Origin of the sequence: Microbacterium psychrotolerans (genome assembly GCF_031085295.1) — a bacterium.
GTDB classification, from domain to species: Bacteria; Actinomycetota; Actinomycetes; order Actinomycetales; family Microbacteriaceae; genus Microbacterium; species Microbacterium psychrotolerans.
Genome location: NZ_JAVFWO010000001.1, coordinates 512,393 through 525,616 on the forward strand (window position 1 = coordinate 512,393; position 13,224 = coordinate 525,616).

The 13,224-nt window shown below is 70.2% G+C and carries 14 protein-coding genes; 6 read left to right on the forward strand and 8 right to left on the reverse strand.

Features of this window, described 5'->3' with window-relative positions; all coding sequences use genetic code 11:
• The first annotated feature begins 120 nt into the window (after positions 1-120).
• Both Q9R08_RS02120 and Q9R08_RS02125 read left to right on the forward strand, forming a co-directional pair.
• Positions 121-981, forward strand: a complete 861-nt coding sequence (locus Q9R08_RS02120; RefSeq protein WP_308866163.1) for an alpha/beta fold hydrolase — start codon at positions 121-123, stop codon at positions 979-981.
• A gap of 33 nt (positions 982-1,014) precedes the next feature.
• Positions 1,015-1,806 carry a strictosidine synthase gene (locus Q9R08_RS02125; RefSeq protein ID WP_308866164.1) on the forward strand — a complete coding sequence of 264 codons (792 nt, stop codon included), beginning with the start codon at positions 1,015-1,017 and terminating at the stop codon, positions 1,804-1,806.
• A gap of 139 nt (positions 1,807-1,945) precedes the next feature.
• Here Q9R08_RS02125 and Q9R08_RS02130 read toward each other — a convergent pair whose 3' ends face one another.
• Positions 1,946-2,668 (reverse strand): SDR family oxidoreductase, encoded by a 723-nt coding sequence (locus Q9R08_RS02130; protein ID WP_308866165.1) that lies wholly within the window; start codon positions 2,666-2,668, stop codon positions 1,946-1,948.
• A 146-nt stretch (positions 2,669-2,814) separates the two neighbouring features.
• On the opposite strand from Q9R08_RS02130, the gene Q9R08_RS02135 reads away from it, so the two are divergent.
• Positions 2,815-3,417, forward strand: coding sequence for a TetR/AcrR family transcriptional regulator (locus Q9R08_RS02135; protein WP_308866166.1), 603 nt, complete (start codon positions 2,815-2,817; stop codon positions 3,415-3,417).
• 41 nt (positions 3,418-3,458) lie between these two features.
• Here the strand turns inward: Q9R08_RS02135 and purF are convergent, their stop codons facing one another.
• The 3 genes from purF to Q9R08_RS02150 form a co-directional block, all read right to left on the reverse strand.
• Positions 3,459-4,919: an amidophosphoribosyltransferase gene (purF, locus tag Q9R08_RS02140; protein ID WP_308866167.1), complete on the reverse strand. Its 1,461-nt coding sequence runs from the start codon at positions 4,917-4,919 to the stop codon at positions 3,459-3,461.
• Positions 4,920-4,954: 35 nt separating this feature from the next.
• Complete coding sequence (gene purM / locus Q9R08_RS02145; protein ID WP_308866168.1) at positions 4,955-6,103, reverse strand: phosphoribosylformylglycinamidine cyclo-ligase; 1,149 nt, start codon at positions 6,101-6,103, stop codon at positions 4,955-4,957.
• Positions 6,104-6,411: 308 nt separating this feature from the next.
• The gene (locus Q9R08_RS02150) at positions 6,412-7,314 is read right to left on the reverse strand and encodes an endonuclease domain-containing protein (RefSeq protein ID WP_308866169.1); all 903 of its coding nucleotides are present in this window, start codon (positions 7,312-7,314) and stop codon (positions 6,412-6,414) included.
• A 433-nt stretch (positions 7,315-7,747) separates the two neighbouring features.
• Here Q9R08_RS02150 and Q9R08_RS02155 point away from each other — a divergent pair, with 433 nt between their 5' ends.
• A complete protein-coding gene (locus Q9R08_RS02155) occupies positions 7,748-8,359 on the forward strand; it encodes a zinc-binding alcohol dehydrogenase (protein WP_308866170.1) in 612 nt (203 codons plus the stop codon).
• A gap of 9 nt (positions 8,360-8,368) precedes the next feature.
• Here the strand turns inward: Q9R08_RS02155 and Q9R08_RS02160 are convergent, their stop codons facing one another.
• Together Q9R08_RS02160 and Q9R08_RS02165 are read right to left on the reverse strand one after the other, a co-directional pair.
• Positions 8,369-8,722, reverse strand: a complete 354-nt coding sequence (locus Q9R08_RS02160; protein WP_308866171.1) for a potassium transporter Trk — start codon at positions 8,720-8,722, stop codon at positions 8,369-8,371.
• Positions 8,723-8,875: 153 nt separating this feature from the next.
• Positions 8,876-9,244, reverse strand: coding sequence for a sterol carrier family protein (locus tag Q9R08_RS02165; protein WP_308866172.1), 369 nt, complete (start codon positions 9,242-9,244; stop codon positions 8,876-8,878).
• Positions 9,245-9,303: 59 nt separating this feature from the next.
• Between Q9R08_RS02165 and purD the strand changes: the two genes are divergently transcribed.
• The gene (purD, locus tag Q9R08_RS02170) at positions 9,304-10,578 is read left to right on the forward strand and encodes a phosphoribosylamine--glycine ligase (RefSeq protein WP_308866173.1); all 1,275 of its coding nucleotides are present in this window, start codon (positions 9,304-9,306) and stop codon (positions 10,576-10,578) included.
• 165 nt (positions 10,579-10,743) lie between these two features.
• On the opposite strand, the gene Q9R08_RS02175 is transcribed toward purD, so the two are convergent.
• Together Q9R08_RS02175 and Q9R08_RS02180 are read right to left on the reverse strand one after the other, a co-directional pair.
• On the reverse strand, positions 10,744-11,838 hold the full coding sequence (locus Q9R08_RS02175; protein WP_308866174.1) for a fatty acid desaturase family protein: 1,095 nt from the start codon (positions 11,836-11,838) through the stop codon (positions 10,744-10,746).
• 130 nt (positions 11,839-11,968) lie between these two features.
• Entirely contained in the window at positions 11,969-12,127 is a 159-nt protein-coding gene (locus Q9R08_RS02180; RefSeq protein WP_308866175.1) for a hypothetical protein, read from the reverse strand.
• A gap of 168 nt (positions 12,128-12,295) precedes the next feature.
• Between Q9R08_RS02180 and Q9R08_RS02185 the strand changes: the two genes are divergently transcribed.
• The gene (locus Q9R08_RS02185; RefSeq protein ID WP_308866176.1) at positions 12,296-13,189 is read left to right on the forward strand and encodes a siderophore-interacting protein; all 894 of its coding nucleotides are present in this window, start codon (positions 12,296-12,298) and stop codon (positions 13,187-13,189) included.
• The last annotated feature ends 35 nt before the right edge of the window (positions 13,190-13,224 follow it).

The window sequence follows — 13,224 nt, forward strand, 5'->3', positions numbered from 1 at the left end:
GCCGTCGGCGCGTTCCGGCTCTCCATTGACATTATTACTGAGTGCACTCATACTTGAGTGACCTCGATGTGAGATCCGACGCCGACAACCCGACTTCGCAGGCCCCTGGAGGGAACCAGCATGAGCACCACGAGCAACGACCCGGTCATCACGTCGTATGCGCAAGCCCCGACCCGCACCCTCTCCGCGGGAGGAGTCACGTTCGCCTATCGCGAGCTGGGGCCCAAGGGCGGCGTGCCGGTCGTCTTCTTCGTCCACTTGGCCGCGACCCTCGACAACTGGGATCCGCGCATCGTGGATCCCATCGCGAAAGAACACCACGTCATCACGTTCGACAACCGGGGCGTCGGCGCCTCCACCGGCGAGGTGCCGGACAGCGTCGAAGCGATGGCCGACGACGCCTACGCGTTCATCCGCGGGCTGGGTTTCGAGACGATCGACATCTTCGCCTTCTCGCTCGGCGGCATGATCGCGCAGGCACTCGTCGTCGAACACCCCGAGCTCGTGCGCAAGCTCGTCCTCACGGGCACCGGCCCCGCCGGCGGCAAGGACATCGACAAGGTGGCCGGGACCACGTACTACGACATCCTGCGCGCCACGCTGACGCGGTCCGACCCGAAGGAATTCCTCTTCTTCAACCGCAACGCCACCGGGAAACTCGCCGCCAGAGCCTTCGTGAAGCGTCTCCAGGAGCGCACCGTCGACTGCGACGCCCCCATCACCGCGAAGGCGTTCCGGACGCAGCTCAAGGCGATCAAGAAGTGGGGGCGCTCGGCGCCGGCCGACCTCTCGAAGATCACCCAGCCCACCCTCATCGCCAACGGCGACAACGACCGCATGGTGCCGTCCGTGCTCTCGGAAGACCTGCACCGCCGCATCCAGGGATCCGAGCTGGTCATCTACCGCGACTCCGGACACGGCGGCATCTTCCAGTTCCACCAGCAGTTCGCGCCCGTCGCCGCCGGCTTCCTCGCCCGCTGACCGGCATCCCGAGTCACCGAGAGGACTGAGCACATGAGCGCCGCCCCCCACAAGAGGAAGCCCCTCGCGTCATCGATCCTGCTGTGGGTCCGCGCTGACCAGCCGCGCCAGACCGGCATGGACTACTGGAGGGACCCGCACTCGGGGATCATCTCGGCGACCCCCGGGCTCGAAGAATACCGGCAGATCCATCTCGCCGAGCGCAATCCGGGTCTCTGGCCCGACACCCGAGGCCTGGAGACCGCGATCCCCGCCGACCGGAGGATCGACGGCGTGGCCGAGGTCACGTTCGGATCGCTCCTGTCGCCGCTGCGCGGTCGCGCGCAGACGCGGCTGGCGTTCAAGGACGAGATCAACGTGTTCCGCCGCACCCTCCTGTATGCGGGGCCGCCATACTCCGCCCGCTGGTACGACGTGGCGGAGCCCGGCCGCAGACCGGGAGCGCGCGCCCTCGTCTACCTGCGGAGGCGGCCCGAGGTCGGCGGACGCGCCTTCCGGAAGCTCGTCACCGGAGAACTCGCTCCCGCGCTCGCCGGGACCGGGGTGCTCCGGGAGCTGCGGACCCAGACATTCCTGCCCTGGAACGAGAAGCTCTGGGACACGCCGGACGTCGCGCACGACAACCCCTCCGGTCAGCGCTTCCACGCTTCCGTCATGCTCGGCTTCGACGACCTGGCGGCCCGCGCGGCGTTCTTCGCGAGCCGCGAGGTCGAGAGGCTCTCGAGCGCGCTCGCACCGCACGTCTCGGCCATCCACGCCTATGACGTGTCGGCAGCGCTGACGTTCGTCAGCCGCGGCGTCATCCTTCCGCATTACCGGCAATAGGCGACCCAGGCGCTCGGACACCGTCCACGCGATCGAGGGCCGCAGCACCCGCTGCGGCCCTCGATTTCGCGTGCTCGATGCGACGACGATCAGCTCGGCATCCGGCTTCCGCCGATCGCGGAGGCCCGGATGTCGGTCATCAGCGGGTTCCGGCCTTGGGGGCCTGCAGCTCCGGATAGAGCGCCTCGACGGGCCCGCTCAATGCCGCCTTCGCGTGCGCGGAGATACCGTCGGCGACGATCTCGTATGCTCCCGCCTCCACACCGTCGTAGACCTGGGCGACGAGCTCCTCCGGGAGCATCTTCGGCCCGTCGACGTGTGCCGCCATGCCGGTGTCGACGTAGCCCATGTGCACGCCGATCACGTGCACGTCCGCCGCGGCGAGCTCGACGCGCAGCGAGTTGGTGGCCGACCAGAGTGCGGCCTTGGAGGCACTGTAGACCCCGCCCATGGCGTACCAGCTGGCGACGGAGTGCACGTCAACGAGGACGGATCCCTGTCCTGCGGCGAGGACGGGTGCGAACGCGCGGGCGACGAAGACGGGTCCGAAGAAGTTCGTCTCCATCGTCGCGCGGATGTCGGCGGCGGTGGCGGTCAGCAGGCTCGCCGTCGCCGGGAGCGCGCCGGCGTTGTTGATCAGCACGGTGACATCGCCGGCCGCCTGCGCGACCGCCTGGATGGAATCCGCGTCGGTGACGTCGAGGGCGAGCGGCACGACGCGGTCGTCGTCCCACGACCTCGGATTGCGGGCGGTGGCGTACACCTTGCTTGCGCCGCGAGCGAGGGCGTCATGGACGAAGTGGGTCCCGAGGCCGCCGTTGGCGCCTGTCACGAGCACGACGGCTCCGTTGAGTGAGGGCATGTTCACATTCCTTCTCTGCCGAGCGAGATCGACACCGGGGTGGCGCGGATCGTCCGTGGGACAATGAACCGAGGCGCATCCGAGCCCACACATTTCTGACTAAAATCAGAACTGAAGTCAGTCAGAATCTATTCCCGGAGGATCACGTGGCCATCGACACTCAGCCGGTCGGTCGACGCGAGCGCAACAAGCAGGACAAGCTCCAGCGGATCACCGCCGCCGCCCGCGAGCTGTTCACCGAGCACGGCGTCGACGACGTCACGACCCAGCAGATCGCCGACAAGGCCGACATCGGCACCGGGACGCTGTTCCTGTACGCCAAGAACAAGGGCGAGCTGCTGCTGCTCGTGCAGAACTCCAGTTACGTCGACGCACTGGCCGACGGGCGAGCCGCCGCCGAGGGCGTCGCGGATCCGCTCGAGGCGGTGGTCGCGATCATCCGGCCGGTCGTGAAATGCAACCGCGTGCAGATCGACAACGGACGCACCTACCTGCGCGAGATCGTCTTCGGCGACCCCGAAGAGCCCCACCACCGCGAAGCCCTCGCCCTCACGGTGCAGACCGAAGAGGCGGTCGCGTCCGTTCTGCAGCGCGACCAGCGCACCGGCCCGGAAGACGCGGCCACGCTCGCGCACGTGATCTCCGCCGTCATGTTCGTGAGCATGGCGGCGACCGTGAACATCGCCCTCACGGTCGACGAGATCGTGGACGACATCCGCCGTCAGGTGCAGGCCCTCCTCGCGCGCTGACGCCGCCACGCACGCCGGCGATCAGCGTGCGCGGTGCAGCGTCAGCTCTCCTGCGAACCCTCGACCCAGGCGAGGTACTCGTCGGTGACGGTGCCGGTGATGTAGCGCCCGTCGAAGCAGCTCATGTCGAGGTCCTCGACGTCCGAGCCCTCGAGGATCGCCGCCTTGAGGTCCTCGACCTCCTGGTAGACGACGAAGTCGGCGCCGAGCTCCTCGGCGATCTCCGGGATCGTGCGGCCGTGCGCGACGAGCTCGTGCCGCGAGGGCATGTTGATGCCGTACACGTGCGGGTAGCGCACGGGCGGCGCCGCCGAGGCGAACGTGACGCTCTTGGCCCCGGCATCCCGAGCCATCTGGATGATCTCCTTCGACGTCGTTCCGCGCACGATCGAGTCGTCGATGAGGAGCACGTTCTTGCCCTTGAACTCGCTCGACATGGCGTTGAGCTTCTGACGCACGCTCTTCTTGCGCACCGCCTGGCCCGGCATGATGAAGGTCCGGCCGACGTAGCGGTTCTTGTAGAAGCCCTCGCGGTACTCGACGCCGAGCTTGCGCGCCACCTGCATGGCCGCGGGGCGGGACGAGTCGGGGATGGGCATGACCACGTCGATCGCCTCGCGCGGGGTGTACTTCGCGATCGTGTCGGCGAGCCGGTCGCCCATGCGCAGGCGCGCCTCGTACACCGAGATGCCGTTCATGACCGAGTCGGGACGCGCGAGGTACACGTACTCGAACGAGCACGGCACGAGCTGGGGGTCGGCGGCGCACTGCTGCGTGTGCAGGTTGCCCTCGAGGTCGATGAAGACGGCTTCGCCCGGATCGACGTCGCGCACGATCTCGAACTCGCCGTTCTCGAGCACCAGCGACTCGCTCGTGACGACCCACTCGTAGTGGCCGTCGGCGTGCTTGCGCGTGCCGAGGATGAGCGGACGGATGCCGAACGGGTCGCGGAACGCGAGCAGGCCGTAGCCCGCGATCAGGGCGATGGCCGCGTACGAGCCCTCGACGCGCTCATGCACGCGACTCACGGCCTGGAACACCTGCGTCGGGTCGAGCTCGAGGCCCGAGATCGACGCCTGCAGCTCGTTCGCCAGCACGTTGACGAGCAGCTCGGTGTCGGACGACGTGTTGAGGTGGCGGCGGTCCTTGTGGAACAGCTCCTCGGTGAGCTCACGCGTGTTGGTGAGGTTGCCGTTGTGCACGAGCACGATGCCGTAGGGCGCGTTCACGTAGAAGGGCTGCGCCTCTTCCTCGTTGGACGCCGTGCCCTTGGTGGCGTAGCGCACGTGGCCGAGGCCGATCTCGCCGAGCAGCGCCCGCATGTCGCGGGTGCGGAACGACTCGCGCACCTGGCCGCGGGTCTTGTGCTGGTGCACGACCCCGCTGCGCTCGGCGGTCGCGATGCCGGTGGAATCCTGTCCCCGGTGCTGCAGGAGCAGAAGGGCGTCGTAGATCTCCTGGTTGGCAGACCCACGGCCCACCACTCCGACGATTCCGCACATGGGTGTCGCTTGCTCCGTTGTGTCGTTCTGCCGGCTCAGTGAGCCGAGTGGTCTGCGTACGCGCCGACGAGGCGCACGGCGCCGCCGTCGACGCCCTTGGCGCCCTGCTCCCAGTGGCCATCGGCGCGCACGCCGCTCTGCACGACGCCCACCTGCCAGGTCGCGATGCCCTCGCCGGAGAGAGCGGATGCCGCTGCCGCCGCCTTGTCGGCGGACACGACCGCGAGGAACCCGACGCCCAGGTTCCAGGTGCCTTCGGTGGCCTCGAGCTCGAGGCGTCCGAGATCGGCGAGCACGCGGAACACCGGCGAGGGGGACCAGGTCGAGCGGTCGACCTCGACCCAGGTGCCCTGCGGCAGCACGCGTGCGAGGTTGGCGGCGATGCCGCCGCCGGTGACGTGACTGAGGGAGTGCACCGCGTCGCCGGTCTCGGTGATGAGGCGCAGCAGTGGCAGCGTGTACAGCCGTGTGGGTTCGAGCAGTGCCTCGCCCCACGTCGTGCCGAACTCGGCGGCGTTGTCGCCGTACTGGATGCCGGAGCCGGCGACGATGTGCCGCACGAGCGAGTAGCCGTTGGAGTGCAGACCCGAGCTCGCGAGCGCGAGCACGACGTCGCCCTCGCGCACCCTCTCGGCGCCCAGCACGCGCGAGGCCTCGACGACGCCGGTCGCGGCGCCCGCCACGTCGTAGTCGGCGGGTCCGAGCAGGCCGGGGTGCTCGGCGGTCTCGCCGCCGACGAGGGCGGTGCCGGTCGCCGAGCAGCCGGCGGCGATGCCGCGGACGATGTCGGCGATGCGTTCCGGGAAGACCTTGCCGCACGCGATGTAGTCGGTCATGAACAGCGGCTTCGCGCCCACCACGACGATGTCGTCGACGACCATGCCGACGAGGTCCTGGCCGATCGTGTCGTGCTTGTCGATGGCCTGGGCGATCGCGACCTTCGTCCCGACGCCGTCGGTGCTGGTGGCCAGCAGGGGCTTGTCGTACGCCTTGAAGGCGGTCGCATCGAAGAGTCCGGCGAACCCGCCGACTCCCCCGAGAACCTCGGGGCCGTGGGTGCGACGCACCGCGGACTTCATCAGCTCGACGGCGAGGTCGCCGGCCGCCGTGTCGACGCCGGCAGCCGTGTACGGGTTCACGGGCTGTGCGGGACGGGAGGGGGCATCGCGTTCGGATGAGGCCACGGTCACCAGCCTACCGGCGGCGCGGCTGAGCGGACGCCGGGTGACGACGCCGCGGGATCCCCCGCGACCCCGCTCGACGCCTCCTTGCCGCATCCGTCCGCCGTCCATGCATCGCCCGCCTGCCCGCGGCAACGACCCCGCGCCCTGGGCCGTGGCCGTGGCCGCGTCCGTATCCGCATCGCCCTGCACCCGCACCGCCTCCGCACCGGCATCCGCCGCACCGGCATCCGCCCAGCACCGGGATCCTCGATGAACGGAGGAGATGTGAGGACCGGAGGAGGATTCCGTCCGCGTTCCTCCTCCCCCCGTCACATCTCCTCCGCTCGTCGCACCCCGGCCCTCTGCGACCGCTTCTCCGTGAGGTGGAGCCCCTGGGCGACGGCCTGCATGATCAGCGCCTGCACGCCTGGCCAGTCCTCGACGACCTGTATGTAGCCGACGCGGATCACGTGGTAGCCCATGTGGCGGAGCGTCGCGTCGTGGGCGTTGTCACGCGCACGCTGCTTTCCCACGTGGTGCCCACCGTCGATCTGCAGCACGAGTCGCGTGCCGATCAGGAAGTCGACCCGATGCCCGGCGATCCACGCCTGCGGCACGATCCGCAGCTTCATCCACGCGAGACGCGGCACGACATACGTCTCGAGTCCGGAGTCGGAGTAGGGGCTCGCCGCCTCGATGATCTGCCGCACCGCGGGTGCGAAGGGCAGACGGAGGAGTGCCGGCTTGCTCACCAGCGACTTGTTGAGCGCCGACTCGACGCTTGCGAGTGCCGCCTCGAAGGGCTGGCATGCGCACAGGATCGCGAGCGCGTTCTCGATCGAATCCTCGAGCGCCGCGGGGTCGCGGGCCATCAGCGGCACAGCTCGGTGGACGCGCGTGTCCCTCGCCACCGTGATGCGCCCCGCGTGCGGGTGAGCGGCGACGTGAGTCGCCACCGCGTCTGCCTCGACCCACAGCCCGAGGCGACGTGCGCGGGTCACGCACGAGATCACGACCCCGGCTCGCGCCGCCGCCACCAGGTACGGGTCGGCCGTCGGCACGGCGATCCAGACTCGGCGGACCACTCGGAGCAGTCCCGCGACCACGGCCGCATCGATCGTCCGCTGCGAGTGCCCACGCTTCACGATCGTCGCACGGCGCGCGATGCCGCCGGCATCCGTCACCGCCGCAACAAGCGCGCGTGCTCGGACCTCTGCCCCGCCGTGAACCATCCACTCATCGTGAGGCCGGCCAGTCCCCGCCGACGCCTCGGGAACGCTGCCTGTGGAGGCGTCGTCGGGCCACATGGCTGGGGAGGAGCCGACCGGGTTCCGGCATCCACCCGCGCGCCGCTCTCCTCCCACCCGCGTCACGGGCGGAGGAGTTGGGATGAGCGGAGGACGGATTCCGGCCAGATCGTCCTTCCGTCCTCACATCTCCTCCGCTCGTGACGTGCACGTGGGTGAACGCCGTGGGCCGAAGGGGGAACGGATGCCGCGAGCCGCCGCCGCCTACTGCGGCGCGCTCCGACGGGGAGGCAGCGTGGCGCAGGGCCGTCCCCGCGAGTCGTGATGCTGCGGACCCGCGGACGGACGCCCGGAATCCGGGGATCGGGATGCGGCGCGCACGGGTCCGAGCGCGAAGCCCGGACCTAGAATGGACGTCATGGGCGGCGCCGGTGCACCGGAGTGGCTGATCCGCGAAGACGCCGGTCAGCCGGTGCTTCTTGCGCTCTATCTGCGGCAGGTGCTCGGCATCCGCTCTCCCGAGGAGCTGCCGCATCTGCGTGGGATCCCGCCGCGGGCGAACGACCGGTCGGAAGAGGCTCAGGCGACGCTCGAACGGCAGTGGCGACAGTACTGGGCGATGACCGTCGAGCCGCAGGCGCATCCGTCGGCAGTCCCGCTGGACCTGGTGGACGGATTCGACACGGTGCTCGCGCTGCCGATCGAAGGCTGCGACGAGCTGCGCGCCGCCTTCATTCCGCACGCCGCCGAGGCGCTGGCGTTCGCACGCGCGGCGCACGAGCGGTACCGCAAGGAGGCTTCGCACAGCACGGGCACGGCGTACCGCGCGTATGCGGGCGCGATCGCCGAGCACGAACGGCAGGTCGGGCGTCGTGCGCATTCGTTCGAGCTGAACGTGCAGGTGCTGCCGCTGAGTCAGCGCGGCGTGTGGTGGATCGGATCCCTCACCGTGGCGGTCACGGACGGGCTGCGGGGGGATGTCGCAGCCTTCGACACCGCCATCCACCCGATCATCGCCGAGCTGGCGTAGCGCGCGGCGTCAGTGCGCGGAGCCGTGGCCGTTGGTGCCGGGCTCCGGGTCGACGTGCACCGACGAGTGGCCGACGGCGACCTCGTGGGTGTGACGGCGCGAGCGGCGGTCGAAGATCAGCGCCACGATGCCGCCCAGCGCGAGTCCGATGGGAGCGCAGATCAGCACGAGGAACCCGAACACCTGACCCTGCGTGTACTCGACGCCGGTGTTGGGGCTGGCCTCGGCCGTGCCGTTGAAGGCGAAGGTGAGGATCATCGCGACCAGTACGCCGAGCGCTGCGCCGAGGACGAGGAACACCGAGATCTTCGGCGCACGACGTACGCGCACGGTCTCGATGTGGTCCTGGCTGTGCTCGGGCATGCGTACATTGTCCCACTCGGCGCCCCGGTTCGCGCCGGGGGCGAGAAAGCCGGCACGCAGCCGATCGGGTGCTGAGCGCTCGTGGAGGACGACGGGGCATGCCGTCTCCCCGCCACCGGTGCCGACTGACCTCGTCGAACGGGACGTGCTCGCTCAAGGACGCACGGGCAGCAGGTCCGAGATGTCGGCGCGCGTGCCCGAGGCGCTGATGCGGCCGGCGGTTGCGGCATCCGTCCACCGCTCGGCGCCCGTGGCGAGGGCGATCCAGGTGGCGGGGTCGGTCTCGACGACGTTCGGCGGTGTGCCACGCGTATGGCGCGGCCCCTCGATCACCTGGACCGCGCCGAACGGCGGCACCCGCACCTCGACCGAGTTGCCCGGCGCCTTCTCGGCGAGCAGCTGCAGCAGGTAGCGCACGGCGGTCGCGTTGTCGGTGCGGGCGGGCGGGACGGATGCCGCGTCCGCCGCCGCGACCGCGCTCAGGGCGGCGCGGCCTTCGTCGGTCGAGATCTTGCGGGCCACGCCTCCACCGTACGCCGAGCGCCCGAAACCCGGCGGGACGCGTCGGTAGGCTGGAGCGCGTGAAGATCCTGGTTCTCGGCTCGGGCGCGCGGGAGCACGCCATCATCCTGGCGCTGCGGTCGGAGGAGACCGAGCACGAGATCTTCGCGGCTCCCGGCAACGCCGGCATCGGGCAGGACGCGCAGCTCGTCGCCCTCGACGTGAACGATCCCGCGGCCGTCACCGTCTTCGCCAACGAGAACAACATCGACCTCGTCGTGATCGGCCCCGAGGCGCCGCTGGTCGCGGGCGTCGCCGATGCGGTGCGCGAGCATGGCATCCCGGTCTTCGGGCCCGGCAGGGCGGCCGCGCAGCTGGAGGGGTCGAAGGCGTTCGCCAAGCGCGTCATGGACGCCGCGGGTGTGCCGACCGGGCGCGCGAAGCGGGCAGCGAGCCGCGCCGAGGTCGAGGCGGCGTTCGACGAGCTCGGCGCCCCGCACGTCGTCAAGGCCGACGGGCTCGCCGCAGGCAAGGGCGTCATCGTCACATCCGACCGGGCAGCGGCCCTGGCGCATGCCGACGAGTACCTGCCGTCCGGTCCTGTCCTCATCGAGGAGTTCCTGGCCGGCCCCGAGGTCTCGCTCTTCTTCCTCAGCGACGGCGACCACGTGCTGCCGCTCAGCCCCGCCCAGGACTACAAGCGCCTGCTCGACGGCGACGAAGGCCCCAACACCGGGGGCATGGGCGCGTACTCGCCGCTGCCGTGGCTCGACGGCCGATTCGGCAGCGAGCGCGAGTTCGTCGAGCTCGTCACGCGCGACGTCGCCGAGCCCGTCATCCGTCAGCTGGATGCCGAGGGCACGCCGTTCATCGGCCTGCTCTACGCCGGCCTCATCCTGACCGACGACGGGGTGAAGGTCATCGAGTTCAACGCCCGCTTCGGCGACCCCGAGACGCAGGTCGTGCTGCCCCGGCTCGTGGACCCGCTGTCGGAGCTGCTGCTGGCCGCGGCATCCGGGCATCTGGAGGACCTTCCGCTGCCCGCGTTCGCCAACGATGTCGCCGTGACCGTGGTGCTCGCGAGTGAGGGCTACCCCGCCGCGCCGGTGACCGGCCGGGCCTTGTCGGGCCTGCGTGAGGCGGAAGCGGTGGCGGGAGTCCACCTCGCTCACGCGGCCACCGCCGAGACCGACGGCGGACTCGTCGCCACCGGCGGCCGCGTGCTCAACGTCGTGGGTGTCGGAACGACTTTCGCTGAAGCCCGCGAGCGCGTCTACCGCGCGCTCGGCGAGATCCGGCTCGACGGCGGCCAGCACCGCACCGACATCGCAGCCCGGGTCGCCGAAGGGCTCTGACGCCAGACGAGACCCCGGACCCGGGTCAGCGATCCGATCCGGATCGGCAGGGCGGCCGTCTCCGCAGGCGCGAGCAGTCCCGGCCCCGTGAAGCCGACCCGTCGTCCGCGATCCGACTCCACAGCGGGTCGCGGCTGACGCCCGAGCTCACCCGCCCGGGGCCGGTCAGACCGCCTGCCGTTGCTGCAGCAGGGGGCATTCGAACGGGTCGCGCTCGCCGAGCCCGACGCGATTGATGTAGCGCGTGACGATCCGGTAGGACTCCCATAGGCCCGTCTCGGTGTAACGCACGTCGTGGGCGGCGCAGTAGTCCCTGATCGTCCGGGACGCCTTCCTCAGGTGCGGGCGCGGCATCGACGGGAACAGGTGATGCTCGATCTGGTAGTTCAGCCCGCCCATCACGACGTCGAGGAACCTGCTCCCGCGGACGTTCCGGCTCATCAGCACCTGCCGGCGCAGGAAGTCGACCTTCACCTCGGCCGGGACCAGCGGCATCCCCTTGTGGTTGGGGGCGAACGACATGCCCATGTAGACGCCGAACAGTCCGAGCTGCACGGCGAGGAAGGCGGCCGCGATCCCCGGTGAGAGCACGAGGAACACCAGCGCGAGGTACCCGCCGATCCGCACGGTGAGGAAGACGATCTCGACGCTGCGCCGACGCAGCGGCTCTCGGGACACCACCCTGCGCACGCTCGACGCGTGCAGCGACAGCCCCTCCAGCAGGAGGATCGGGAAGAAGAACATCCCCTGGTGCGCCATGACCCACGCCAGCATGGGGCCGTACTGCTTTGCGCGCTGCTCCACCTGATCGGGGGTGAACGACACGACCGGCAGCTCGATGTCGGGGTCTGAGCCGATCTTGTTGGGATTGGCATGGTGGCGGGTGTGCTTGTGCTGCCACCAGCCGTAGCTCATCCCGACCAGCAGGTTGCCGAGCACCATCGACGTCCAGTCGTTCCACCGGCCAGAGACGAAGATCTGCCGATGCGCGGCATCATGCCCGAGCATGGCGATCTGCGTGAACAGGATCGCCAGCCCCGCAGCCATGAACAGCTGCCACCAGGTGTCGCCGATCATGACGAAGGCGGCCAGGGCCGCACCGAGCACGACGACCGCTCCGACGAGCTTGGTCCAGTAGTACCCGTATCGGCGGCGCATGAGGCCGCTCGAGCCGACGATCTTCGCGAGGTCGGTGAAGTCGTTGCCCGGACGATTTCGGGCGACGGTGGCGCGAACGCCCCCGGAGGTCTGGTCGGTCATTTCCTCGTCCCCGCTCCTTCGCTCGCGCACGTGCGCGATGCGTGGATGTCGGGGTCCGGGACGTCCCTTTTGTTCAGGCTACGCCGATGTCATGCGCTGCGGCAGTACTTGGGCGAGTTCACAGGCAGGGTCAGGTCTGGCGGCGGATGAAGCGCATCAGCCAGGCGATCACCGCGATGATGATGATCACGAGGCCGATCCACAGCAGGAACTTCGCCGCCTCGATGAACACGCCCAGCAGCAGCAGGACGATTCCGACGATGAGCAGGATCACTGCGAGTCCGGTCATGCTCTGATCCTGGCCCACCACCGTGCGCTCACCAATGGGTTGACAAAGGCGGCGCAACCGCGCAAAGGCGCCGTGACGCGTCTCCCGGCGTCGCGATCCGCGCCGATCGCGTCCGGCACGTGGTTGGCTGGGACGGCGGAACTCGCCCGCGAGCGTGAGGAGACAGACATGACGGATGCCCCGATACCGACGCCTGGGGCGGCGAGCGCGCCCGGCGCCGCGCCGGCCTCCCCGTTCTTCCGCGCCGGCGGCCGCAACCGCTTCACAGCTCGCCGCGCCCGGGTCGTCTCGGTCGAGCAGGTCGCACCGGTGCTGCTGCGGGTGCGCGTGACCGGTCCAGAGTTCGCCGACTTCGCCAGCGGCGGACCCGCCGACCATGTGCGGGTGTTCTTCCCGGATCCCGAGACCGGCGAGCTGATCGCGCCGACGGCCGCAGGCCCGGGCGAGGACGGCATCGTGCGGCCGGACGCGCCCATGCACGCGCGCGACTTCACTCCGCTCCGCGTCACCGCAGCGGGCGACGAGGTGACGGTGGACCTGGACTTCTACCTGCACCCCTCGCCGGGCCCCGCGTCCCGCTGGGCCGGCGAGGCGGGGGCCGGTGACGAGCTCGTGATCGTCGGCCCGCGCGGTTCGCGGGGCGCACCGCAGGGCGCGGCGCGCCTGGTGCTCGTGTGCGACGAGACGGCGCTGCCCTCGGCCACGCGGTGGGCGGCGGAGGTGCCCGCCGCCACGTCCGTCGATCTCGTCGCCGTCACCGCGGACGACGGGTCGTGGGTGGGCCCGTACATCGCCGAGACCTCCGGGCGCGACGACGTGACCGTGCACCGCCTCGCCGCCGGCGACCCCGAGGCACTGGTCGCGGCGATCGATGCGGTGGGCGTGGACGCCTCGACCTTCGTGTTCGCGGCGGGTGAGGCATCCGCTCTCATTCCCCTCCGCCGCCACCTGCGCCGCACGCTCGCGCTGCCGGCCGAGCAGGTTGCGCTCAGCGGTTATTGGAAGCGCGGCACATCGGGCTTCGATCACCACGCGCCGATCGATCCGTCCGACCCGGACTGAGCGCGGATGCCGCGTCTCACGGAGCAGCGATCACG